This window comes from Thalassococcus profundi (genome assembly GCF_003344785.1).
Lineage (GTDB): Bacteria > Pseudomonadota > Alphaproteobacteria > Rhodobacterales > Rhodobacteraceae > Puniceibacterium > Puniceibacterium profundi.
In genome coordinates this window covers 24,907-48,759 of the sequence record NZ_QPMK01000014.1, presented here as the reverse complement: position 1 = coordinate 48,759, position 23,853 = coordinate 24,907, and the positions used below count along the sequence as shown (strand labels likewise).

Genomic DNA, 23,853 nt, shown 5'->3' with positions numbered 1-23,853 from the left:
GGTCGCTGTCGCCGGGCCCCGGGGCGGCGCGGTTGGGCGGTCCATGGTCCCATCCGGGTGGCAGGCATGAAAAAGGGGCGCCGGGGCGCCCCTCGGGTCATCGCATCGGGATCGCGGATCAGCGGCTGACGGGGCCGATCATCATGATCATCTGGCGGCCTTCCATCTTGGGCATGTTCTCGATCTTGCCCACCTCCTTGACGTCCTCGGCCACACGCTCGAGCAATTCGCGGCCCAGGTTCTGGTGCGCCATCTCGCGGCCCCGGAAGCGCAGGGTGATCTTCACCTTGTCGCCGTTCTCGAGAAACTTGAAGACCGAGCGCATCTTGACGTCGTAGTCATGGGTGTCGGTGTTGGGCCGGAACTTGATTTCCTTGACCTCGATGATCTTCTGCTTCTTGCGGGCTTCGGCTTCGCGCTTCTGCTGTTCGTACTTGAACTTGCCGAAATCCATGATCTTGCACACCGGCGGGGTGGCGTTGGGCGAAATTTCCACAAGATCGAGGCCGGCTTCCTCGGCCAGCTGCATCCCGCGCTCGGGTGTCACCACGCCGACGTTCTCGCCCTCGGCGCCGATCAGGCGGATCTCGGGGGCGCGGATACGGTCGTTGACGCGGGGGCCGGTTTCACGGGTGGGCGGCGCGTTATGGGGTCTGCGGGCTATGGGAGCAATCCTTTTTGCTTTGATGTCAGGGCGGCAAGGTAAACTCGGGCCTTTCGCACTTCAAGCGGCAAATGGCCGGTTTTGCGCCGGTGTCGCCCGCTTTCCCCTTGCGGCACCTGCATGCAGCGGCCACATCCCGGGTGAGGCTCCTGGCGTCGCGCGCTGGAGTTAGGACACCGACCTGAGGGAGACACGAAATGAAGAAAGTGATCGTGATCGCCGTCGTGATTGCCGTCGCCGTCGGAGGCTACGTCTGGTCCGTCGGAGAGCGGACCGACGAGGCGCAGCCGATCCCCCGGAGCGACGCCGGGGATGCCGCGGAGACATCCGCGGCGGAGGCTGACGCTGCCGATGCGGCAGCCGCGGATGCGGAAGAGGCCGAAACCGGGATGCGCGATACCGCTGCCGAGGCCGAAGCGGCGGTGGAGACCGCCGCTGAAGCCGCGAATGCGGCTGTCGAGGATGCGGTCGCGGCGGCGACGCAAGCGGCGCAGGACGCCGCGGATGAGGTGGCCGTGGCCGCCGACCAGGCTGCCCGGGACGGCGCAGAAGCCGCTGACGAGGTGCGCGACGGCGGCGCGGCACTGGCCGAGGACGCCGAGAATGCGGTGCGGGACGGCGTCGATGCCGCTGCCGCTGCCCTTGACGAGGCCAGAGAGGCGGCGGCCGAGACTGCCGAGGACGCGGCGACCGCGGCCGATGAGGCGGCGCAGGACGCCGCGGACGACGCCGGCGATGCGGCCGCCGACACCGCGGACGCGGTACGGGACAGCGCGACAGAGGCCGGCACCATGGCCGCCGAGACTGTGGAGGAGACGGCAACCGCCGCGAGCGATATCGCGGACAGCGCCGCCGACGCGGCAGGCGACCGGGCCGCTGCGCTGGCCGCGTCGGCGGAGATGACCGTGTCGGAGCTTCGCGAGCTGCTGACCGTTGACAGTTTCGACTTCGACCGGGCGATCAATGTCGTGGACGCCTCGGACCTCAATGTCGGGGTCCGGACGGCGACCAAGACGGCGCTCGAGGGCGCGCGGGACAATCCGCCCCTGCTCGAAGGAGTTCTGAGCCAGCTTCGCGACCGGCTCGGGCTTTCGGAGCAATAAGCGCCGCGCGGGAAGGAAAAACGCCGCGTCCCGTTTCCCGGGGCGCGGCGTTCTTGCATTCGTCGGTGCGGTGGATCAGTCTAGGAAGGCCTTTTCCACCACGTATTGCGCCGGCGCGGAATTGGCGCCTTCCTCGAGTCCGTAGCTTTCCAGCAACTGCTTGATCTCGAGGTTGAAGGCGAGGTTGCCGCAGACCATGGCGCGGTCGTGCTCGGGGGTGATCGGCTCCACGCCGAGGTCGCGGTAAACCTCGCCCGAGCGCATGAGATCGGTGATCCGCCCCATCTTGGCGCTGGGTTCGCGGGTCGTGGTCGGGTAGTAGCGCAGCCGCGCCAGCTTGTCGGCGCCGATGAGTTCGCCCAGCATCTCGTCCTTGCGGATGCTGTCGATCAGCTCGGCGCCGTAGGTCAGCTCTCCGACCTCGCGGCAGGTGTGGGTGATGATGACCTCGTCGTAATCCTCGTAGGTCTGCGGGTCGCGCAGCAGGGAGGCGAAAGGCGCAAAGCCGGTTCCGGTGGCGAAGAGCCAGAGCCGCTTGCCCGGCAGCAGCGCGTCGTGCACCAGCGTGCCCACGGGTTTCGGGCGCAGGATGATCTCGTCGCCGGGCTGGATGTGCTGCAGCCGCGAGGTGAGCGGGCCGTCCGGCACCTTGATCGAGTAGAATTCAAGCTCGTCGTCCCAGGACGGCGAGGCGATGGAATAGGCGCGCAGCAGCGGCTTCTGCTTGCCGGTCTTGGGGTCCGGGTCGCCCATCAGGCCGATCATCACGAATTCGCCCGACCGGAACCGCAGCGATGCGGGCCGCGTGCAGCGGAAGGAGAACAGCCGGTCGGTCCAGTGTTTCACCTCGGTCACGGTCTGCGCATCGGGCAGGGCGGGAACTTTGATGGCTTTGGCGTCTTGCACGGGGCGTTGCTCGGTCATGTGGTGTCATCGCGGGCGCGGCCCGCGGCCTCTGTCTTAGGGAATTCGGAAGGATGTGGAAAGGCCCGGATCAGCCGCGCAGCCGCGACTGATAGTCATGGGCCTGCCAGTCGGCGCGGAACATCCACTGGTCCTGCGGTTGGCGGGCGGCCAGATCGTCGGAAATTTCCACCTCGTCGAAACCGGCGCGCCGGGCCATGGCATACTGATCCGCGATCACGTGACCGCGGGCGCGCAGGCGGCCCCGGTAGCCGCGCAGGCGCAGGAGCCGGGCCAGGGTGAAGCCGCGGCCATCTGCGGAGCTGGGGAAGTCGATGCGCACCAGATCGGCGTTCGTCCCGGCCTCCAGCGCCTCGGGCGCGGTGTCGGAGGCGAGATCGAGGATCTCGCCGGTGAAATCGTCGGGGCCGAAGCCGCTGTCGGTCACGATCACGCTCATGCGGTCTCTCCTTTTTTCTGTCGCGCGGCCTGTCCATCCAGAAAGTGGATGCCGCATTCGTTCTTGTCCTGACCGCGCCAGCGGCCCGCCCGCGGGTCTTCTCCCGGCGCGACCTTGCTGGTGCAGGGGGCGCAGCCGATGGAGGGAAAGCCCTGCGCCACCAGCGGGTGCCGGGGCAGGCGGTTTTCCTCCATGTAGGCGCGCACGTCCTCGGGTGCCCAATGCGCCATCGGGTTGACCTTGATCCGGCCCGTCGCCTCTTCGAGTTCGAAGAAGTCGAGGCTGGCGCGGGTGCCTGACTGGTAGCGCTTGCGCCCGGTGATCCAGCCGTCGAAGCCCTGCAGGGCGCGTTCCAGCGGCACGGTCTTGCGCAAGGTGCAGCAGGCGTCCGGGTCGGAGAACTTCAGCGCGCCGTAGGGGTCCTTTTCGGCCAACAGGTCCTGGGGCGCCTGCAGGATGCGGACGTCGCGCAGCCCCAGACGCTCGGCCACCTCGGCCTGGTAGACAAGGGTTTCGGCAAAAAGCATCCGGGTGTCGATGAAGAGCACCGGCGTGCGGTTGTCGACCATGGCGACGAGGTGCAGCAGCGCCACGGATTCGGCGCCGAAGCTCGACACCATGGCGATGCGGCCGGCTTCCGGGTCGCGCAGGGCGCCGCGCAGCACCGCCGTCGCCCCGTGGTTGCGGTAGCGGGCGTTGAGCGCTGCGACGCGGGCGCGCAGTGCGGTGAGGTCCGGCGCACGCGGTCCGCCCGGCTGAGCGTCCTCGTGGGCCAGGATGCGTTCAGGCCGCATCGCGTTTTTCCTCTTTTTCCGGGTAGAGCGCGGCCTTGAAGGGCGCCATGCCGGTGCGGCGGAAGGTCTCGATGAAGGTCTCTTCGGCACTGGTGCGGATGTCGAGATAGGTGTCGACGATGGTTTCCACCGCGCCCACGATCTCTTCGGCCGGAAAGCCCGGACCGGTGCGCTGACCCAGCGCGGCGTTCTCGGTGTGATCGCCGCCCAGCGTGATCTGGTAGTTCTCCACGCCCGCGCGGTCGAGACCGAGGATGCCGATGTGGCCCACGTGGTGATGGCCGCAGGCGTTGATGCAGCCCGAGATCTTGATCTTGAGATCGCCGATCTCGTGTTCGCGCTTGAGGTCGTCGAAGCGCGTGGCGATCTGCTGGGCGATAGGGATCGAGCGGGCGGTCGCCAGGGCGCAGTAGTCCATGCCGGGGCAGGCGATGATGTCCGAGATCAGGCCGATATTGGCGGTGGCAAGACCATGCTGCTGCAGGACCGCGTGGATCTGCGGCAGGTCGGATTTGTGCACATGCGGCAGGACGATGTTCTGCTCGTGGCTGACGCGCAGCTCGCCGTGGGCGTATTGCTCGGCGAGGTCCGCCATGACGCGCATCTGCTCGGCCGAGGCATCGCCCGGCGTCGCGCCGTGGGCCTTGAGACTGATCTGCACGATGGCATACCCGTCGGCGCGATGCGCGGTCAGGTTGGTGTCGGCCCAGGAGCGGAAGACTGGATCGGCGTCGTAGGCCGTATCGTACGCCTCGGTGCCGGACTGCTTGAAGGCGGGGGCGGCGAACTGCGCCTCGATGGCGCGCAGCATCTCCTGGTCGACGCCCGAGAAGGCCGTGCGCGTCTCGGCGAACCGGTCGTCCACCAGCCGGCGGATTTCGTCGATGCCGTTCTCGTGCACGGTGATCTTGATCCGGGCCTTGAACTTGTTGTCGCGGCGCCCGAGCAGGTTCCAGACCGACACGATGGCCTCGAGATAGGGCAGCAGGTCGGCCTTGGGCAGAAACTCCGTCAGGGTCTTGCCGATCATCGGGGTGCGGCCCAGACCGCCGCCGACGATCACCTCGTAGCCTTGTTCCCCGTTCCGTTCGAGCACCCGCAGCCCGATGTCATGGGCGCGGATCACCGCGCGGTCGGCTTGCGAGCCGGTCACGGCGATCTTGAACTTGCGCGGCAGGAACTGGAATTCCGGATGGTCGGTGGACCACTGGCGGATGAGCTCGGCCACCGGGCGCGGATCCGCGACCTCGTCGGCGGCGGCGCCCGAGAAGTGGTCGGCGGTGACGTTGCGGATGGTGTTGCCGGAGGTCTGGATGGCGTGCATCTGCACCTCGGCCAGCGCGTCGAGCATGTCCGGCACGTCGCGCAGCTGCGGCCAGTTGAACTGGATGTTCTGACGCGTGGTGAAATGGCCGTAACCCTTGTCCCAGCGTTCGGCGATGTAGGCGAGCTGCCGCATCTGGGCTGCCGACAGCGTACCGTAGGGCACGGCCACGCGCAGCATGTAGGCGTGCAGCTGCAGGTAGAGCCCGTTCATCAGGCGCAGCGGCTTGAACTCGTCCTCGGTGAGCGATCCGTCGATGCGGCGCTCGACCTGGGCGCGGAACTGGCGGTTGCGCTCGGCCACGAAGGCGGCGTCGAAATCGGAATAGCTGTACATCGTCCGGTCCTTTCTGTGGGCGCCCGGTCCGGCCTGCGGCGGCGGGACCGGGCGCGATCGTTCGTCGGAAGGTCGGGGATCAGAGATCCGCCTGCTTGCCGTGGCAGTGGTTCGACGGGCCGGTGCGGCGGAACTCCTCGCGGAAATGCACCGGCTCGGGGCCGTTGGGGCCAGGCTTCACGTCGGCGAGATAGGCGCCCACCGCCTCTGCGGGCCGCGAGGAGGCGTCGAGCAGGCGGACCTGCGCATCGGCCTCGTCGGTGATGACCGCGGCGCGGGCCAGGTCGCGGGTCCAGTTGCCGTTGTCGTCGAGATAGACCACGTCGCCTTCGAGCAGCGCGTTGGCGGTCACGACCTTGGGGGTGAAGTCACGGGGCATCAGGCAAACTCCTGTTCCGAAAGGGTGTCGAGTGCTGTCTGCGCGGCGCGCGGAGCCAGGCCGTAAAGCAGCAGGGCGGGGCCGGTCAGCGCCGCTTCGGTCAGTGTGGCAGGCAGTTGCGACAGGCGTGTGGCAACCACGCGCTGATCGGGGCGCGAGGCGTTCTCGATCACCGTCACCGGCGTCGCCGGATCGGCGCCGTGCATCATCAGGCGGCCCTGAATGAAGCGGCTGGCCTTCTTGCCCATGTAGATCGCCGCGACCTCGCCGGGGCGGGCCAGCGTCTTCCAGTCGTGATCGGCAAAGCCCTTCATGTCGTGTCCGGTGAGAAATCGCACCGATCCGTTGCGGTCCCTCCGTGTCAGGCTCTGGCCGATGGTGGCGACGGCGGCGGATGCCGAGGTGATGCCGGGCACGATGTGCCATGTGACGCCGGCGTCCGTGCAGGCGTCGATTTCCTCGTCGAGCCGGCCGAAGACGGTGCAGTCGCCGGATTTGAGCCGCACGACCTGCGCGCCGGCCTGCGCGTGTTCGACGATCAGCGCGTTGATGTCGCCCTGGGACATGGAGGGGCCGAAGCCTTCCTTGCCGGCGTCGATCATCAGCGCCTCGCGGCGGGCGAGTTCGAGGATCTCGGGGCTGATGAGCCGGTCGTGGATCACCACGTCGGCGGTGTCGAGCGCCTTGCGCGCCTTGAGCGTCAGCAGTTCCGGATCGCCGGGGCCCGCGCCGACAAAGGCCACATGGCCGGGCTTTTCGGAGGTGTCGAGGTGCCGCGTCAGAAGCGCGTCCAGCGTTTCGCGCACCTTGTCCTCGCCCTCGGTCAGGGCGCGGGGGCCGGCGTCGAAGTAATACTCTGCCCAGAAGTCGCGGCGCTTGCGGCCCATGGGCAGGGCATCGGCGACCTTGCGGAAGGCCTTGCCGATCCGCGCGAGCGTTCCAAGGCCGGTCGGCAGGCGTTCCTCGAGATCGGCCTTGATCCGGCGCGCCAGCACGGGGGCCGCACCTTCGGTGCCGATGGCGACGGTCACCGGATCGCGGTCGACGATGGCGGGGGTGATGAACTGGCTGTCGCCCAGGTTGTCGACGATGTTGGTCAGCGCCCCGTCGGCCCGCGCGAGCTGCGTCGTGCGGGCATCTTCGGCGGCGTCCTCGTCGGCGGCGTAGAACAGCACGGCGCAGGTGGCGTCGCCGGGTTCCATCGGACGGCGGATGACCTGCACCTTTCCGGCGGCTTCCCAGGCGTCGATCTCGGGGGCCGGGTCCGGGCTGATCACGGTCAGATGCGCTTCGGTCTTGAGCAGCAGCCGCAGCTTGGCCAGCGCCGCCTCGCCACCGCCCGACAGCACCACGCGCCGTCCGGCGAGGGCGACGAAGATGGGGAAATGTTGCATGTGGCGGCCTCCGGCGCTGTTGTCGCTTGGGGTAAGATATAGAATTCTGTCCCGGTTTTTGGCTAGGGGATTGAAAAAACAAGGACACTTGTTCTAAATGGCGGCGAGGTGCGGACGATGGGTTCCGCCGGAACGGGAAAGGCGGAATAATGGTGCGGATAGACGAGGTGGACCGGAAAATCCTTGCGGAGCTGCAACAGGATGCCAGCCGGTCGCTGGACGATATCGCCAAGGCCGTGGGGTCGTCGAAGACGCCGGTCTGGAACCGCATCCGCAAATTGCGCGAGGCCGGGGTGATCGGCGCGCAGACGGTGGCGCTGGATGCCGAGGCGCTGGGATTCGAGGCCTGTTTCTTCGTCCTGATCCGCACCAGCGAACACGAGGCGGCCTGGCAGCGCGCCTTTCTCAAGGCTTTGCAGGAACGCCCGGAGGTGCAGGAGGCGCACCGGCTTGCGGGCGACATCGACTATATCCTCAAGGTCCGGGTCAAGAACGCGCGCGCCTACGACGCCTTCTACCAGGCGCTGATTTCGGAGGTGCGGGTGCACAACGTGACGGCGCTGCTGTCGATGGAGGAGATCAAGTCGACGACCGCGCTGCCGCTCTGACGCGGGGCGCCGAAATTCTCGGGAATTTCGGACCGGAAAACACGTGTTTTCCGGTGCCCGCTTCAGCCGTCCAGCGGGTGATAGCAGGCCACCTCGCGCCCGTCGGCCCGCGCCTGCAGAGGCGGCGGGGCGCTGGCACAGAGGGCCGTGGCCCGGGGGCAACGGGCGCGGAAGGCGCAGCCCGAGGGTGGGTTCAGCGGGTCCGGCAGCTCCGTCTCGCCGCCTTCGGGGGCCGTGAGCGCGCGGCCAACCACCGGGGCGCTGTCGGCCAGAAGCTTCGTATACGGATGCATCGGCGCGCGGAAGATGTCCTCGGCCCGGCCCAGTTCCACTACAGAGCCGAAGTAGAGCACCGCGATGCGGTCGCTCACCGCCTCGACCACCGACAGATCGTGCGTGATGAACAGGTAGGTCAGGCCGAAGTCGCGCTTGAGGTCGGCCAGAAGGTTCAGCACCTGCGCCTGCACCGACACGTCGAGCGCCGACACCGGCTCGTCGAGGATCAGGATGCGCGCCGCTGCCGCCAGCGCCCGGGCGATGCCGATGCGCTGCGCCTGTCCGCCGGAAAACTCGTGCGGATAGCGGTCGAGGAATTCCTCGCGCAGGTTCACGCTGGCGAAAATCTCGGAGATGCGCGCGGCGCGGTCGGCCCGGCCCATGCCATGCAGACGCTTCAGCGGCGCCTCCATGATCTGGCGAATGGTTTTGCGCGGGTTGAGCGAACTGATCGGGTCTTGGAACACGTACTGGATGCGTTTGCCGAAGACCGCCGGATCGGCGGTGTCGAGCGCCGCGCCCTCGATCTCGATCGTGCCGGTGGTGGGTGGCAGCAGCCCCACCAGCATTCGTGCCAGGGTGGATTTGCCGCAGCCCGATTCCCCGACAATGCCCAGCGTCTCTCCGGCGGCGACGGTGAGGTCGGTGGGATGCACCGCGCGCACGCCGGCCCTGGGAGCCGAGAAGAACCCGCCGCCGATGTCGAAGGTCTTGGAGAGATTCACGAGTTTCAGCGCGGCGGTCATTCGGCGGCCTGCCTTTCGTTGACGGGGAAATGGCAGCGCACCGCGCGGTTACCGGTGTGTTCGAGCGCGACGGTTCCGGCCCGGCACAGCCCCTGCACCCGGTCGCAGCGGTCGGCGAAGGCGCAGCCGTGGGGCAGCTTGTCGACCACCGGCGGCAGGCCGGGAATGGCCTCGAGCCGCCGTTTGCCGCCGCCCAGTTCCGGCACGCAGTCGATGAGCCGTGCCGTATAGGGGTGCATCGGCGCGTCGAGCACGGCGCGGGTCGGGCCGGCTTCGACAATCTTGCCCGCGTACATCACCGCGACACGGTCGCAGAGCTGGCCGACGACGCCGAAATCGTGGGTGATGAAAACGATGGCCAGCCCCCGCGACCTGCGCAGGTCGTCCAGCAGCGCCAGGATCTGCGCCTGCACGGTGACGTCGAGCGCGGTGGTGGGCTCGTCGGCGATGATGATCTGGGGTTCGTTGGCCAGCGCCATGGCGATGCCGACGCGCTGGCGCATGCCGCCCGACATCTCGTGCGGGTAGTTGCCGATACGGCTGGCGGCATTGGGGATGCGCACCGCCTTGAGCAGCTCGACCGCGCGGGCGCGGCCCGCCTTGACCGAGATCGGTCGGTGTGCCCGGATCGCCTCGATCAGCTGGTCGCCGACGGTATAAAGCGGGTGCAGAGTCGCCTGCGGGTCCTGGAAGATGTAGGACACCGCCCGCCCGCGCAGGTCGCGCAACTGCCGGTAGGGCATTCCGATGAGGTCGTCTCCGTGCAGCCGCGCGGCGCCGCCGGTGATGACACCGGGGGGCGAGGCGACGAGCCCCATGATCGACAGCGCGGTTACGGATTTGCCGGAGCCCGACTCGCCGATGATGCCAAGGCATTCGCCGGGTTTCACCGACAGGCTGACCCCGCCGACGGCGCGGTAGACGCGGTCCTTGATGTGGAACTGGGTCTGCAAGCCGGCGATGTCCAGAACGGCGGCCGCGTCCTGCGCGGGTGGAACCGGGCTGCGGCGGTCGACGCGGGTGGCGGCCATGGGTCGGCTCAGCGCACCGGATTTGAGCCGCGGATCGAGCGCATCGCGCACCCCGTCGCCCAGCAGGTTGATCGCCATGACGATCACCAGGATCATCAGACCCGGCACCACGGAGGTGTGCGGATTGGTGATGAGCGCAGAGCGCGCCTCGCCCAGCATCGAGCCCAGGTCCGCCTGCGGCGGCTGCGACCCGAGGCCGAGGAAGGACAGGCCGGCGGTCTCGAGGATCATCCAGCCGATGGTGGTCGACATGGCGATGACGATCACCGGCACCACGTTGGGCAGCACCTCGGTCAGGATGATGCGGGCATTTGACAGGCCCGAAAGCCGCGCCGCATCGACGAATTCCTTGTTGGCGATGCCCACGGTGATGCCGCGGATGTTGCGGGCGAAGAAGGGCACGTTCACGGCGGCGACGGCAATCAGCGCGTTGATCAGCCCCGGCCCCAGGGCCGCGACTATCGCCAGGGCCAGCAGGATGTAGGGAAAGGCCATGAGCATGTCGACGGCACGCATGATGATATTGTCGACGCGCCCGCCGTAGAACCCCGCGATCATGCCGATGGCCGCACCGATGGTGGCGGCGGCGACGGCGGCGGCGAAGCCCACCGCGAGGCTCAGCCGCGTGCCCCAGAGCAGGCGGCTCAGCAGGTCGCGGCCCAGGTGGTCGGTGCCGAGCCACGCGCCGGGCGATAGCGGCGGCACGAAGCGGTTTCCAGTGTCGGTCACGTCCGGATCGGCCAGAGGCAAGAGCGGCGTGATCAGCGCCAGCACCACGACCACGGTCATCACCACCAGCCCGGCCAGCGCCAGCCGGTTGCGCGCCAGCAGGGTCAGGAAGGCCGTCATGTCTTGATCCTCGGGTCGAGCAGGCTTTGCGCCACGTCCACCGCGATGTTGAAGAGCACGTAGCAAGCAGCGACGAAGACCACGCCGCCCTGCACCAGCAGGATATCGCGGGTCAGGATCGCATCGACCAGCATCCGGCCCACGCCCGGCCACTGGAACACGATCTCGATATAGACCGCCCCCGACAGCACGAATCCCGCCTGGATGCCCAGCACCGGGATGATCGACACCATCGCCGCGCGCAGGGCATGGCGCCAGATCACCCCGCGTTCGTGCACCCCCTTGGCCCGCGCTGTGCGGATGTAGTCCTGCCGCAGCACCTCGAGCATGGCGGAGCGCGACAGCCGCGCGACGACGCCGGTGGCGACCACGGCGAGCGCGATGGCGGGCAGGGTGAGGTGCGACAGCAGCGCGCCAAGGTCGCGGTCGCCGTAGATCGGCCACATGCCCGAGACCGGGAACCAGCGCAGGTTTACCGAAAACCACAGGATCATCATCATGCCGAGGAAAAAGGACGGGATCGAGATGCCCAGCAGCACCACGAAGGTGATTGCCTTGTCCGCAAAGCCGTACTGGTTCGCCGCCGAGATCACGCCGGCGATGATGCCGAAGACCGAACAGAGGACAAAGGCGGTGCCGGCGAGGATCAGCGTCGCCTGGAACCGCTCCAGCACCTCGTCGAGGACGGGACGGTTGAGCGCGAAGCTTTGCCCGAAATCGCCCGTGAGCATGTTGCCGAGCCATATGAAATAGCGCTGCCAGAGCGGCGCATCGAGCCCGAGGTCGCGGTTGAGCTTGGCGACGTTCTCGGGCGTGGCATAGCTGCCGAGGATCGCCGTGGCCGGATCGCCGGGGATCATCGCCATGATGAGAAAGACGATCAGCGTGATGCCGAAGAGCACGGGAATGGCCGAGATCAGGCGTTTGACGATGTAGCGTCCCAAGGTCTGCCTCCTGGCGGCGATTTCCTGCAGGAAATCGGAACGGAATTTTCGAAAATTCCGGGCGCGGGGGGAGGCGCCGCGCCCGGAAGACGGCCTGCCGGGGGCGGCAGGCGTCTTGGCCTCAGTTCTTCACCACGTCGTCCAGCAGCAGGAAGAACGACGGCTGCAGGGTAAAATTCTCGACCCGGTCGCTGGTCACCGCGTTCTGCTTCCAGTTGGCGACGAAGACCCAGGGCGCGTCCTCCTGCACGATCTCCTGCATCTCCTTGTAAAGCTCCGCACGGGTGTCCTGATCCGTCGCCACGCGCGCCTCTTCGAGCAGGCGGTCGACCTCGGGGTTGGAGTAGTAGCCCGAGTTGAACCCGCCCGCGTCGGGCCAGGCGTCGGTACGCAGGGCGAGGTAGGGCAGGGTGTCCGGATCGTTGGTCATCCAGGCCATCTCGGCCATGTCGGCCTTGCCCTCGAGGCCCGGGTTCACGTTGCCCAGAAAGGTGTTCCATTCGTAGGTCTCGATGCTGACGTCGAACCCCACGGCTTCGAGGTCGGCCTGGATCGCGGTGCCCATGGCGATGGGGTCGAGCATGCCGGACCCGCCTTCGGTGACGTAGAAGGTGACCTCGGGCGCTTCCATCCCGGCCTCGGCCAGCAGGTCGCGGGCCTTGTCGGGATCGTAGGGGTAGGGCTCCAGGCTTTCGTTGTAGGCCCAGGCAAAGGCCGGGGGCGTGGGGCCCGCGGCGACCTCGGCCGTGCCTTCCAGTACGTTCTCGACCAGCGCCGTCTTGTTCACCGCGTAGTTCGCTGCCTGGCGCACGGCCTTTTCCGCGAACGGGCCTTCCTTGGCGTTGAGGATCAGGAACCAGACGTGCGGGCCGGCCTGTTCGTGCAGGGTGTAGCCGTCGCCTTGGAATTCCGACAGCGACACCGGGGGCACCTCGACCATCAGGTCGATGCCGCCCGCCAGCATCTCGGCGGTGCGGGTGTTGGCGTCGGTGATCGGGCGGAAGACCACCGCCTGCAGGTCCGGCGCGCCGTCCCAGTAGTCGGGGTTGGCCTCGACCACCACCGCTTCGTTGCTGCGCCATTCGGCGAAGGTGAAGGCGCCGGTGCCCGACGGGTTGCGGCCGAAATCCGCGCCGTGCTGTTCCACCGCCGCGGGCGACACGATCAGGCCGGTGGGATAGGCGAGGTTCGACAGGAACGGCGCGTAGGGCGCGTTGAGCGTGAACTTGACCGTCTGCGGGTCCACGACCGTCACCTCCTCGACCGCCGAGAAGAAGAAGGCGAGCGGGAAGGGTCCGGTGTCGTGATAGGGGTGATCCTCGTTCAGCATCCGGTCGAAGTTGAACTTCACCGCTTCGGCGTCGAAGGCACTGCCGTCGTGAAAGGTCACGCCCTCGCGCAGGGTAAACGTGTATTCGGTGCCGTCCTCGGAGATCTGCCACTCGGTGGCGAGCGCCGGTTCGACCTCGAGCGTGCCGTCCTTGTAGCGCACCAGGCCGTCATACAAGTTCATCAGGATGCGGAAATCGTTGACCGCCGTCACCGCCGCCGGGTCCAGCGCCTTGGGCTCGGCGATCTGCCCGACGATCAGCACGCCTGGCGGCGTCTGCGCGGTGGCGGGGGCGGGGGCAAGCGCGGTCAGGCCGGTGGTAGCGGCCAGCGCCGCGATCAGCGCCGCGCGGCGGGTCCATTGCTTAAGAGCCATCGGGATTTACCTCTCCTGTTGATCCTGTCATTAATTATCATGATAAATACGCTGCGCGCGATTTGTCATGATAAATTCCAGCCGAAAGCGGAAAAGGCCCCTGCATGACCATCTCGATCCTCGCATATGATCCCGAAACAGGCACTTACGGCGGGGCCGCGGCCACCGGCAGCCTGTGCGTCGGCGGCTGGGTGCTGCGCGGCGATGCCGAATCGGGGCTGTCGGCGTCGCAGGGCACGGCGCCCAGCACGCTGTGGGGGCGGGCCGTGCTGGGGCGGATGCGCGGCGGCGCCAGCGCGTCCGAGGCCGTCGTTCACGTGACCGGGCCCGACAGCGGCAAGGAATTCCGCCAGCTGAGCGCGCTCGACATGCACGGCGGCATCGGCCATTTCACCGGCGCGCAAAGCGTGCCCGCGGCCTCGGCGCGCACCGCGACAGGCATCGTGGTTGCGGGCAACATGCTGTTGTCGGAGGCGGTTCTCGAGGCGTGCATGCAGGGCTATCTCGCCGCGACCGGACCCTTGGCGGAGCGGCTGCTGGCGGCGCTCGATGCGGCGGCTGTCGCGGGCGGCGACACGCGCGGGCTGGCCTCTGCGGCGCTTCTTTGCGTGGGGCGGGGGCAGGCGCCGCTGAGCCTGCGCATCGACTACGCGGACGCGCCGCTATTGGCCTTGCGCGCGCTTTACGACCGATCGCAGGCGCAGCCCTATGTCGGGTGGACACGCGAGGTGCCAACACTGGACGATCCGCACCGGGCACCCGACAGTGCCGAGGACGTGCCCGAGATCATCGCCCGCGCCCAGCCCTGAGCGGGCCGCTTCAGACCGCCGGGCAGACCACCACCCGGGTACCCCAGTCCTTGCACAATGCCGCCAGGCGCGGCGGCAGGGGTGCGTCGGTGAAGACCGTGTCCACGTCCGACAGCGACGCGATCCGCACCGGCGCCGAGCGCAGGAATTTCGAATTGTCCGCCACAAGAAAGACCTTGCGCGACCGGTCGATGATCGCCTGGCTGACGCCGACCTCTTCTATGTCGAAATCCAGCATCTCACCGCCTTCGTCCAGCGCCGAGCAGCCGACCACGGCGATGTCGAAACGGAACTGCTGGATCGTGTCGGTGGCCAGATTCCCGATCAGTCCGCCGTCCGAGCGGCGCAGCGTACCGCCGGTCACGACCGTGCGGCAGGCGGGGTTAGTGTTGAGGATATAGGCCACGTTCATGTTGTTGGTGACCACCAGCAGGTTCTCGTGGCCACGCAGCGCCTGCGCCACGGCCTCGGTGCTGGTGCCGATGTTCAGGAACAGCGACGCATCCTCGGGGATCTCGGCCACGCAGGCGCGGGCGATGGCGGCCTTGGCGGCGGCATTGAGCGACCGGCGCTCCTCGTAGTCGATGTTGCTGGTGCCCGACGGCAGCACGGCGCCACCGTGCACACGTTCCAGCCGTCCGGCATCGGCCAGCTCGGTCAGATCGCGGCGGATGGTCTGAAGGGTGACGCCGAAACGGTCGGCCAGCGACTCGACGGTGACCTTGCCTTCTTTCCGGGCAATTTCGAGTATTTCCGGCAAGCGAAACGTCTGGGACATGGCTCCTCCCCGGGCCACAAGACGGTATGTGTTTTCGTTTTAGCGCGAAAATGCGCGCTTTGGCGAGAGGGCAGACACATTTTCGGTTTCCTGTGTCGATTCCGCACAAATCCTGCGCAAGCACGCCCGAAGTGTTGCCTATCGAGCCGGCACATCACAGTGAAGCGTTCCCTAACCCTCTGACTCATTTAAGAAAAAATAAAAGGAAAAAAATCGAAAATTTTTGACTTTCCTTTTCGCGCGGAACGCAACAGTATATCGGCGAACATCGTCCACGGGAGGGGGCCATGTCTACGACCCGGACCGACCACACGACCGACACCGTCGACCTGTTCATCATCGGCGGGGGCATCAACGGTGCCGGCATCGCGCGTGACGCCGCGGGCCGCGGCCTGAGCGTTACGCTGGCAGAGATGAACGACCTGGCCTCGGCCACGTCTTCCGCTTCGACCAAGCTTTTCCACGGCGGGCTGCGCTATCTCGAGTATTTCGAGATCAATCTTGTCCGCAAGGCGCTGGTCGAACGCGAGGTACTGCTCAAGGCGATGCCGCACATCTCCTGGCCGCTGCGTTTCGTCCTGCCCTATCACAAGGACATGCGGTTCGAAAATTCGACGCCGACGTCGAAGCTTCTGAACACCGTCATGCCCTGGATGAAGGGGCGCCGCCCGGCCTGGCTGATCCGGCTAGGGCTTTTCATGTATGACAACCTGGGCGGGCGCGAGATCTTGCCGGGCACCAAGACGGTCGATCTGCGCAAGGGGCCCGAGGGGGCGCCGATCAAGAACAAGTTCACCCAGGCCTACGAATATTCCGATTGCTGGATCGAGGATTCGCGCCTCACCGTGCTGAATGCCCGCGATGCGGCGATCCGCGGCGCCACGATCCGCACCCGCACCAAGGTCGTGTCGGCGGCGCGCGTCGATGATCACTGGGAGATCGTGACCGAAGACGTCGACACGGGCGCGCAGGCGACACACAAGGCCAGGATGCTGGTCAACGCGGGCGGGCCTTGGGTCGGCGACATCATCCAGACCAAGATCCGCATCAATTCGCGCGAAGGCGTGCGGCTGGTGCGCGGCAGCCATATCGTGACGAAAAAGCTCTACGATCACGACAAGTGCTATTTCTTCCAGGGCGAAGACGGCCGGATCATATTCGCGATCCCCTACGAGACAGACTTCACCCTGATCGGCACCACCGATGCCGAACACAGCGACCCCGACAAGCGCCCCGTCTGCACCCCGGAAGAGCGCGATTACCTTTGCGCCTTCGCCTCGCAGTATTTCGAAAAGCCGGTGACGACCGAAGACGTGGTCTGGTCCTATTCCGGTGTGCGCCCGCTCTACGATGACGGCGCCAGCAGCGCCACGGCGGCGACGCGGGATTATACGCTCAAGGTCGAGGATGATGGCGGCGCGCCGGTGCTCAACGTCTTCGGCGGCAAGATCACCACCTACCGCAAGCTGGCCGAAGGAGCGCTGGACAAGATCGTGCCGTTCTTTCCGGGCACATCGGACCATTGGACCGCTGGCGTGCCACTGCCCGGCGGCGACTTCAAGGTCCGCGACTTCGACGGGCTGGTCGAGAAGCTGGGCAAGGACTACGGCTTCCTCTCGCAATTCTGGGCGCGCCGCCTGGTGCGCGCCTACGGGACAGAGGCCTGGGACGTTCTGGGCGACGCCAGGACCGAAGCCGACCTGGGCGACGCCTTCGGGGCAACCTTGACGGCGCGGGAAATAAACTGGCTGATGGACCGTGAATTCGCCTGCACCGCGGCGGACGTGGTCTGGCGCCGCAACAAACTGGGTCTGCGTCTAAGCACGGACGAGATCGCGAAACTGGATAACTGGATGTCGGACAAACGGCACCAAACCCGCAAGGAAGCCGCCGAATAAGCGGCGCCGACCCGGGCAAAGGGAGGGGAACGATGACACTCGAGCTTCGAGGTGTGTCCAAAGTGGTGGGCGGGCAGACGCATATCCACCCGACCGATCTGACGCTGGACAAGGGCACGATGAACGTGCTGCTGGGGCCGACGACCGCGGGCAAGACGTCCCTGATGCGGCTGATGGCCGGGCTGGATGTCCCCAACACCGGCAAGATCTTCTGGCAGGGCGAGGACGTGACCGGGATGCGGGTGCAGGACCGCAAGGTCGCCATGGTCTACCAGCAGTTCATCAACTATCCCTCGATGACCGTCTACGACAACATCGCCTCGCCCATGCGCATCATGGGCAAGTCGCGCGACGAGATCGACGCGGCCGTGCGCAAGTCCGCCGACCTGATGAAGCTGACGCCGATGCTGGAGCGCAAGCCGCTGGAACTGTCCGGCGGTCAGCAGCAGCGCTGCGCGCTGGCGCGGGCGCTGGTCAAGGATGCGGGGCTGGTGCTGCTGGACGAGCCGCTGGCCAACCTCGATTACAAGCTGCGCGAGGAGCTGCGGATCGAGATCCCCAAGATCTTCGAAGAGGCGGGCAGCATCTTTGTCTACGCCACCACCGAACCCGAAGAGGCGCTGCTTCTGGGCGGCAACACCGCGACGCTCTGGCAGGGCCGGGTGACGCAGTTCGGCCCGACGCCGCAGGTCTACCGCCAGCCGGTCGACGCCACCACGGCGCGGGTGTTTTCCGACCCGCCGATGAATTTCCTGCAGATGACCAAGCGCGGCGATGCGCTGCATTTCGGCGATGGGCAGAACGCCCCGGCGGCGGGCAAGCTGGCCCAGCTTCAGGACGGCACCTATACCGCAGGGTTCCGCCCCAACCATCTGGAAATCAACAAGCATTCCGGCGAAGCGATGGCCTTTTCGGCAGAGCTGGTGGTGACCGAGCTGACCGGCTCCGAAACCTTCGTGCACCTGAACCACGACGGCGCGCGCTGGGTGGGGCTGTTCCACGGGGTTCACAAGCTGACGATCGGCGAAGCGTTGACCGTCTACCTGGACCCGAAGCATGTCTACATTTTCGACGAGGATGGCAGCCTGGTGGCGCCGGCCTCCTACGCGCTCGCGGCTTGAGGGGGAACCATGGCCAAGATCACGCTCGACAACCTCGCGCATTCCTACATGCCGAACCCCGGCTCCGAGGATGACTATGCCCTCAAGGAGCTGAACCACGACTGGGTGGACGGCGAAGCCTATGCGCTGCTTGGGTCCTCGGGGTGCGGAAAATCCACGCTTCTCAATATCATATCGGGTCTTCTTCACCCATCTCAGGGACGCATCCTGTTCGACGGCAAGGATGTCACGCAAACCACGACGACGCAGCGCAACATCGCGCAGGTGTTCCAGTTCCCGGTGGTCTACGACACCATGACCGTGCGCCAGAACCTCGCCTTTCCGCTCAAGAACCGCGGCGAGGATCCGAAATACATCGCCGAGCGCGTGCAGCAGATCGGCCAGATGATCGGCATGGAGGCGACGCTGGACCGCAAGTGCCGCGGTCTTACGGCGGATGCCAAGCAGAAAATCAGCCTTGGCCGCGGGATGGTCCGCGAGGACGTCAACGCGCTCTTGTTCGACGAGCCGCTGACCGTGATTGACCCGCACATGAAGTGGGAATTGCGCACGCAGCTCAAGAAACTGCACCACGATTTCGGCCACACGATGATCTACGTGACCCACGACCAGACCGAGGCGCTGACCTTCGCCGACAAGGTGGTGGTGATGTACGACGGCCGCGTCGTGCAGATCGGCACCCCCGAAGAGCTGTTCGAGACGCCGGCGCATACCTTCGTGGGCTATTTCATCGGCTCGCCCGGCATGAACGTGCTGCCCGCGCAGGTCGACGGCACCACCGCCCATGTCGAGGGCCAAGCGGTGCCGCTGGGCGCGGGCTACGCGGTCTCTGGCAAGAAGGTCGAGATCGGCGTGCGGCCCGAATTCTGCACGCTCACCCGCGACGAGGGTCTGCCGGTCAAGATCAACCGGATCGAGGACGTGGGCCGTCACAAGATCGTCCGCGCGCGTTTCGAAGGCCATGATGTCAACATCATCGCCGAGGAAGGGCAGGAGGTCAGCGCCGACATGACCCGCGTCACCTTCGACCCCGCCCATGTGAACGTCTATGCCGACGACTGGCGCGTGGCGCCGCACGGGGCACGCAAGGGGGAGGCCGCGTGATGATGGGTCTCAGCACAGGCCGGGCAGCGGCCGACCTGGAGGTCGCAAGCGCACCCCTTGGCCATCCTACCGACTTTGAAGCATCGCCGCCTGTCGTTCTGCGCGCGGCATCGCCAAAGCGACCTCCGGGGGGAGGTCGGTCGCTGTCCGGCCGGGGCCGGGCGGGACGGTCGCAAATGCCAAGACAAACGGATCAGAGGGAGGCCGCGTAATGGACAAGACCGTCAATCAAAAGGCCTGGTTCCTGGTTCTGCCGGTGCTGCTGCTGGTGGCCTTCTCCGCCGTCATACCGCTGATGACCGTGGTGAACTACTCGGTGCAGGACACCTTCGGGAACAACCAGTTCTTCTGGGCCGGCCTTGCCTGGTTCGAAGACCTGCTCGAATCCGAACGCATGTGGGACGCATTGCAGCGGCAGATGATCTTTTCCGCGATCATCCTCGCGATCGAAGTGCCGCTGGGCATCTTCGTGGCGCTCAACATGCCCAAGAAAGGCTTCTGGGCCAGCTTCTGCCTTGTCGTCATGTCGCTGCCGCTGCTGATCCCGTGGAACGTGGTCGGCACGATCTGGCAGATCTTCGGCCGCGTCGACATCGGCCTGCTGGGCTATACGCTGGATGCGCTAGGGATCAGCTATAATTACACTCAGGATTTCTTTGCCGCCTGGACCACGCTCATCGTCATGGACGTCTGGCACTGGACCTCGCTGGTGGCGCTGCTGGCCTATGCCGGGCTGCAATCCATCCCAGACGCCTATTACCAGGCCGCCAAGATCGACCAGGCCAGCCGCTGGGCCGTGTTCCGCTTCATCGAGCTGCCGAAGATGATGGGCGTGCTGATGATCGCGATCCTGCTGCGCTTCATGGACAGTTTCATGATCTATACCGAGCCCTTCGTCGTCACCGGCGGCGGACCGGGCAACGCCACCACCTTCCTGTCCATCGACCTCGTCAAGATGGCTTTGGGACAGTTCGACCTTGGCCCCGCCGCCGCCTTCAGCCTGATGTACTTCCTCGTGATCCTGCTGATCTCCTGGGTGTTCTACACGGTGATGGTCAACCTCGACAAACGGGAGAGCTGAGATGACCGACGCAACCACCACCGCGATCCCCGGCAACCTGACCGCCGAAGGCACCAAGAAGCGCTTCAAGGTCAAGGGCTCGGTCATCGTGATGACGCTCTACCTGCTGTTCCTGATGCTGCCGATCTACTGGCTGCTGAACATGAGCCTGAAGACGAACACCGAGATCCTCGGCGCCTTCTCGCTCTGGCCGCGCAACCTGACGCTCGAAAACTACGCAACCATTCTGACCGATGCGAGCTGGTACATGGGCTATGTGAATTCGCTCATCTATGTGCTGATCAACACGGTGATCTCGATCTCGGTCGCGCTGCCCGCCGCCTATGCCTTCTCGCGCTACAGCTTCATGGGCGACAAGCACCTGTTCTTCTGGCTGCTGACCAACCGGATGGCGCCGCCGGCGGTCTTCGCGCTGCCGTTCTTCCAGCTTTATTCGTCGGTGGGCCTCTTCGACACGCATATCGCCGTGGCGCTGGCGCATTGCCTCTTCAACGTGCCGTTGGCGGTCTGGATCCTCGAAGGCTTCATGCGTGGCGTGCCGAAAGAGATCGACGAGACCGCCTACCTCGACGGCTACAGCTTCGGGCGGTTCTTCGTGAAGATCTTCATGCCGCTGGTGGCCTCCGGCATCGGCGTGGCGGCGTTCTTCTGCTTCATGTTCTCCTGGGTCGAGCTGCTGCTGTCGCGCACGCTGACCTCGGTCGACGCAAAGCCCATCGCCGCCACCATGACCCGTACCGTGGGTGCCGCCGGCGTCGACTGGGGCGTGCTGGCCGCCGCGGGGGTGCTGACCATCGTGCCGGGCGCCTTGGTGATCTATTTCGTGCGCAACTACATCGCGAAGGGCTTTGCCCTGGGGAGGGTGTGATGGAACTTTTCCGAAACCAAAGCCGGGCGGCGACCGACCTGGAGGGCGCTGGTGCGTCCTACGGCCCGCGTCATCACCCCAAAGCAGCGCCGTCGACCATTCTGCGCGCCAAATCGCCAAAGCGACCTCCGGGGGGAGGTCGGTCGCTGCCCGGCTTTGGCCGGGCGGGAGGGCTGCGCGGGGCGTTCACAGCGTTTGCCTTTGCGTTGGCACCGGTGCTTTTCGCTGGGGTCGCCGCCACGGACGCCCACGCCCAGGCCGCCGAGCCTTGGGAAGCCGCCTGCATCATGCGGCACCTCGATCCCAACGGCGACGGCTTCCTGTCGATCCGCAGCGGGCCGGGGTCGAACTATTCGGAGATCCTGCGCGTACGCAACGGCGACTCGATGCCCATCGACACCCGCAAGTGCCGCGGCAAATGGTGCTACGCCGAGAGCATCAACAAGGACGGACGGCGCCTGCAGCAGACCGGCTGGTTCCACACCGGATGGTGCGAGATGATCCCGTGACCGATCGCGGGTTCGCAACGAATAGACCGGCACCTCAGGGCGCCGCCAGCAAGAGGGGAACACACTGATGGCATGGATGGCATGGACATGGCCCACGGCGGCCTTCTTCGCGGTGATCGCGCTGCTGCTCGTCACCTTCACGGTGCTGGCGATCAAATTTCCCGAGACGCCCCGCACGGGCATCCTTCGGATCGAAACGACAAGGGGCGACCGCCTCTTCATCACCCTTCTGGGCTCGGCCTTCATCAATCTGGCCTGGCTCGGGATCGTCGGCGCGAACCAACCTTTCGCGCTGCTCGTCTGCCTGGTCTACGCCGTGGCGGTGTTCCGCTACGTCTAGATCACGGCGCATCCGGGGCGCGAGGAGATCTCGGATACTGCAAAACGGTTCAATAACGGGAGGAACCTAATGAACCTCAACCTCAAATCCACAACCGCGGCGCTGCTGGTCCTGGCCGGCCCCGCCTTCGCTGACATGGAGGCCGCGCAGTCGTTCCTTGACAGCGAAATCGGCGATGTCTCGACCCTGACCCGGGAAGAGCAGGAAGCCGAGATGCAGTGGTTCATCGATGCCGCGGAGCCTTTCCAGGGCATGGAGATCAACGTGGTGTCGGAAACGATCACCACCCATGAATACGAAAGCCAGGTGCTGGCGCCCGCGTTCACCGCGATCACCGGCATCACCGTCAACCACGACCTCATCGGCGAAGGCGACGTGGTCGAGCGTCTGCAGGTGCAGATGCAGTCGGGACAGAACGTCTATGACGCCTTCGTCAACGATTCCGACCTGATCGGCACGCACTGGCGCTATGGCCAGGCGGTCAACCTGACGGAGTGGATGTCGGGCGAAGGCTCGGACGTGACCTCGCCGACGCTGGACCTCGAGGATTTCATCGGCACCGAGTTCACCACCGGCCCCGATGGCAACCTCTACCAGCTGCCCGACCAGCAGTTCGCGAACCTCTACTGGTTCCGCTATGACTGGTTCAACGACGAGAAGAACAAGGCCGATTTCCAGGAAGCCTACGGCTACGAACTGGGCGTTCCGGTGAACTGGTCCGCCTACGAGGACATCGCCGAGTTCTTCACCGGCCGCGACCTGTCGCACCTGGGTGTCGAGGGCGAAGTCTATGGCAACATGGACTACGGCAAGAAGGACCCGTCGCTTGGCTGGCGCTACACGGACGCGTGGATGTCCATGGCTGGCATGGGCGACGTCGGTGAACCCAACGGCCTGCCGGTCGACGAGTGGGGCATCCGCGTCAACGAGAACAGCCAGCCCGTCGGCGCATGTGTCGATCGTGGCGGTGCCACGAACTCGCCCGCAGCCGTCTACGCGGTCGACAAGGCGATCGAGTGGCTGCAGAAGTACTCGCCGCCGTCGGCAGCCGGCATGACCTTCTCCGAGGCCGGCCCGATCCCGGGTCAGGGCAACATCGCGCAGCAGATGTTCTGGTACACCGCCTTTACCGCGGCGACCGTGACGCCTGATCTGCCGGTGATGAACGAGGACGGCACGCCCAAGTGGCGCATGGCCCCCAGCCCGCACGGCGCCTACTGGGAAGAGGGCATGAAGGTCGGCTATCAGGACGTGGGCTCCTGGACGATCCTCGACTCCACCCCGATGGACCGCGCCAAGGCCGCCTGGCTCTATGCGCAGTTCGTGACCTCCAAGACCGTCGACGTGAAGAAATCGGACGTGGGCCTGACCTTCATCCGTGAATCGACGATCCAGTCCGAGCACTTCACCGAGCGCGCGCCGCGCCTCGGCGGCCTGGTCGAGTTCTACCGCTCGCCCGCACGGACGCAGTGGTCGCCGACCGGCACCAACGTTCCGGACTATCCGAAGCTGGCGCAGCTGTGGTGGCAGAACATCGGCGATGCCATGTCCGGTGCCAAGACCACGCAGGCCGCTCTGGACCAGCTTTGCGAAGACATGGAGAGCGTGATGGAGCGTCTCGAGCGTGCCGGCGTGCAGGGTGACCTGGGTCCGGTCCTCAACGAAGAGCAGGATGCGCAGTACTGGCTCGACCAGCCGGGTGCGCCGAAGCCGGCTCTGGAGAACGAGGAAGAAGAGCCTCAGACCGTCTCCTACGACGAGCTGATCGCCTCCTGGAACTGATCTGACGACAGCGGCCGGAGCCTCCCTCTTGGGGCTCCGGCCTTTTC

23 protein-coding genes are annotated in these 23,853 nt (G+C 66.2%); 11 read left to right on the top strand and 12 right to left on the bottom strand.

The window, feature by feature from the left end; genetic code table 11:
- Positions 1-118 precede the first annotated feature (118 nt).
- Positions 119-664, bottom strand: a complete 546-nt coding sequence (gene infC, locus DU478_RS16080; RefSeq protein WP_114511994.1) for a translation initiation factor IF-3 — start codon at positions 662-664, stop codon at positions 119-121.
- Between the two features lie 197 nt (positions 665-861).
- Here infC and DU478_RS16075 point away from each other — a divergent pair, with 197 nt between their 5' ends.
- Entirely contained in the window at positions 862-1,767 is a 906-nt protein-coding gene (locus tag DU478_RS16075; protein ID WP_114511993.1) for a hypothetical protein, read from the top strand.
- 75 nt (positions 1,768-1,842) lie between these two features.
- Here DU478_RS16075 and DU478_RS16070 read toward each other — a convergent pair whose 3' ends face one another.
- From DU478_RS16070 to cysG, 6 genes are all read right to left on the bottom strand, one after another.
- A complete protein-coding gene (locus DU478_RS16070) occupies positions 1,843-2,691 on the bottom strand; it encodes a ferredoxin--NADP reductase (protein WP_114511992.1) in 849 nt (282 codons plus the stop codon).
- Between the two features lie 70 nt (positions 2,692-2,761).
- Positions 2,762-3,130: a DUF934 domain-containing protein gene (locus tag DU478_RS16065; protein ID WP_114511991.1), complete on the bottom strand. Its 369-nt coding sequence runs from the start codon at positions 3,128-3,130 to the stop codon at positions 2,762-2,764.
- Positions 3,127-3,924, bottom strand: a complete 798-nt coding sequence (locus DU478_RS16060; protein WP_114511990.1) for a phosphoadenylyl-sulfate reductase — start codon at positions 3,922-3,924, stop codon at positions 3,127-3,129. The genes DU478_RS16065 and DU478_RS16060 overlap by 4 nt, the downstream gene beginning before the upstream one ends.
- Entirely contained in the window at positions 3,914-5,584 is a 1,671-nt protein-coding gene (locus DU478_RS16055) for a nitrite/sulfite reductase (RefSeq protein ID WP_114511989.1), read from the bottom strand. The genes DU478_RS16060 and DU478_RS16055 overlap by 11 nt, the downstream gene beginning before the upstream one ends.
- Positions 5,585-5,663: 79 nt before the next feature.
- Positions 5,664-5,963: a DUF2849 domain-containing protein gene (locus tag DU478_RS16050; protein ID WP_114511988.1), complete on the bottom strand. Its 300-nt coding sequence runs from the start codon at positions 5,961-5,963 to the stop codon at positions 5,664-5,666.
- Positions 5,963-7,357 (bottom strand): siroheme synthase CysG, encoded by a 1,395-nt coding sequence (gene cysG / locus DU478_RS16045; RefSeq protein WP_114511987.1) that lies wholly within the window; start codon positions 7,355-7,357, stop codon positions 5,963-5,965. Before cysG ends, DU478_RS16050 begins: the two co-directional genes overlap by 1 nt.
- Positions 7,358-7,503: 146 nt before the next feature.
- Between cysG and DU478_RS16040 the strand changes: the two genes are divergently transcribed.
- The gene (locus DU478_RS16040; RefSeq protein ID WP_114511986.1) at positions 7,504-7,965 is read left to right on the top strand and encodes an Lrp/AsnC family transcriptional regulator; all 462 of its coding nucleotides are present in this window, start codon (positions 7,504-7,506) and stop codon (positions 7,963-7,965) included.
- A gap of 62 nt (positions 7,966-8,027) precedes the next feature.
- On the opposite strand, the gene DU478_RS16035 is transcribed toward DU478_RS16040, so the two are convergent.
- The 4 genes from DU478_RS16035 to DU478_RS16020 all read right to left on the bottom strand — a co-directional run bounded on the left by DU478_RS16035 (position 8,028) and on the right by DU478_RS16020 (position 13,516).
- Positions 8,028-8,987 carry an oligopeptide/dipeptide ABC transporter ATP-binding protein gene (locus DU478_RS16035; RefSeq protein ID WP_114511985.1) on the bottom strand — a complete coding sequence of 320 codons (960 nt, stop codon included), beginning with the start codon at positions 8,985-8,987 and terminating at the stop codon, positions 8,028-8,030.
- On the bottom strand, positions 8,984-10,867 hold the full coding sequence (locus tag DU478_RS16030; RefSeq protein ID WP_114511984.1) for a dipeptide/oligopeptide/nickel ABC transporter permease/ATP-binding protein: 1,884 nt from the start codon (positions 10,865-10,867) through the stop codon (positions 8,984-8,986). The genes DU478_RS16035 and DU478_RS16030 overlap by 4 nt, the downstream gene beginning before the upstream one ends.
- On the bottom strand, positions 10,864-11,811 hold the full coding sequence (locus tag DU478_RS16025; protein WP_114511983.1) for an ABC transporter permease: 948 nt from the start codon (positions 11,809-11,811) through the stop codon (positions 10,864-10,866). The genes DU478_RS16030 and DU478_RS16025 overlap by 4 nt, the downstream gene beginning before the upstream one ends.
- 121 nt (positions 11,812-11,932) lie before the next feature.
- A complete protein-coding gene (locus DU478_RS16020) occupies positions 11,933-13,516 on the bottom strand; it encodes an ABC transporter substrate-binding protein (RefSeq protein ID WP_114511982.1) in 1,584 nt (527 codons plus the stop codon).
- A gap of 104 nt (positions 13,517-13,620) precedes the next feature.
- Between DU478_RS16020 and DU478_RS16015 the strand changes: the two genes are divergently transcribed.
- Positions 13,621-14,325 carry a DUF1028 domain-containing protein gene (locus DU478_RS16015; protein ID WP_114511981.1) on the top strand — a complete coding sequence of 235 codons (705 nt, stop codon included), beginning with the start codon at positions 13,621-13,623 and terminating at the stop codon, positions 14,323-14,325.
- A 10-nt stretch (positions 14,326-14,335) separates the two neighbouring features.
- Here the strand turns inward: DU478_RS16015 and DU478_RS16010 are convergent, their stop codons facing one another.
- Positions 14,336-15,103, bottom strand: coding sequence for a DeoR/GlpR family DNA-binding transcription regulator (locus DU478_RS16010; RefSeq protein WP_114511980.1), 768 nt, complete (start codon positions 15,101-15,103; stop codon positions 14,336-14,338).
- A gap of 287 nt (positions 15,104-15,390) precedes the next feature.
- Between DU478_RS16010 and glpD the strand changes: the two genes are divergently transcribed.
- From glpD to DU478_RS15970, 8 genes are all read left to right on the top strand, one after another.
- Positions 15,391-17,001, top strand: a complete 1,611-nt coding sequence (glpD, locus tag DU478_RS16005; protein WP_114511979.1) for a glycerol-3-phosphate dehydrogenase — start codon at positions 15,391-15,393, stop codon at positions 16,999-17,001.
- A 32-nt stretch (positions 17,002-17,033) separates the two neighbouring features.
- Entirely contained in the window at positions 17,034-18,122 is a 1,089-nt protein-coding gene (locus DU478_RS16000) for an ABC transporter ATP-binding protein (RefSeq protein WP_114511978.1), read from the top strand.
- A gap of 9 nt (positions 18,123-18,131) precedes the next feature.
- The gene (locus DU478_RS15995) at positions 18,132-19,226 is read left to right on the top strand and encodes an ABC transporter ATP-binding protein (RefSeq protein WP_114511977.1); all 1,095 of its coding nucleotides are present in this window, start codon (positions 18,132-18,134) and stop codon (positions 19,224-19,226) included.
- Positions 19,227-19,437: 211 nt separating this feature from the next.
- A complete protein-coding gene (locus DU478_RS15990; protein ID WP_114511976.1) occupies positions 19,438-20,307 on the top strand; it encodes a carbohydrate ABC transporter permease in 870 nt (289 codons plus the stop codon).
- A 1-nt stretch (position 20,308) separates the two neighbouring features.
- Entirely contained in the window at positions 20,309-21,175 is an 867-nt protein-coding gene (locus DU478_RS15985) for a carbohydrate ABC transporter permease (protein WP_114511975.1), read from the top strand.
- On the top strand, positions 21,175-21,684 hold the full coding sequence (locus DU478_RS23350) for an SH3 domain-containing protein (RefSeq protein ID WP_233501359.1): 510 nt from the start codon (positions 21,175-21,177) through the stop codon (positions 21,682-21,684). The genes DU478_RS15985 and DU478_RS23350 overlap by 1 nt, the downstream gene beginning before the upstream one ends.
- 67 nt (positions 21,685-21,751) lie before the next feature.
- Positions 21,752-22,024 carry a DUF2160 domain-containing protein gene (locus DU478_RS15975; protein WP_114511974.1) on the top strand — a complete coding sequence of 91 codons (273 nt, stop codon included), beginning with the start codon at positions 21,752-21,754 and terminating at the stop codon, positions 22,022-22,024.
- Between the two features lie 69 nt (positions 22,025-22,093).
- A complete protein-coding gene (locus DU478_RS15970; protein ID WP_114511973.1) occupies positions 22,094-23,806 on the top strand; it encodes an ABC transporter substrate-binding protein in 1,713 nt (570 codons plus the stop codon).
- Positions 23,807-23,853 lie beyond the last annotated feature (47 nt).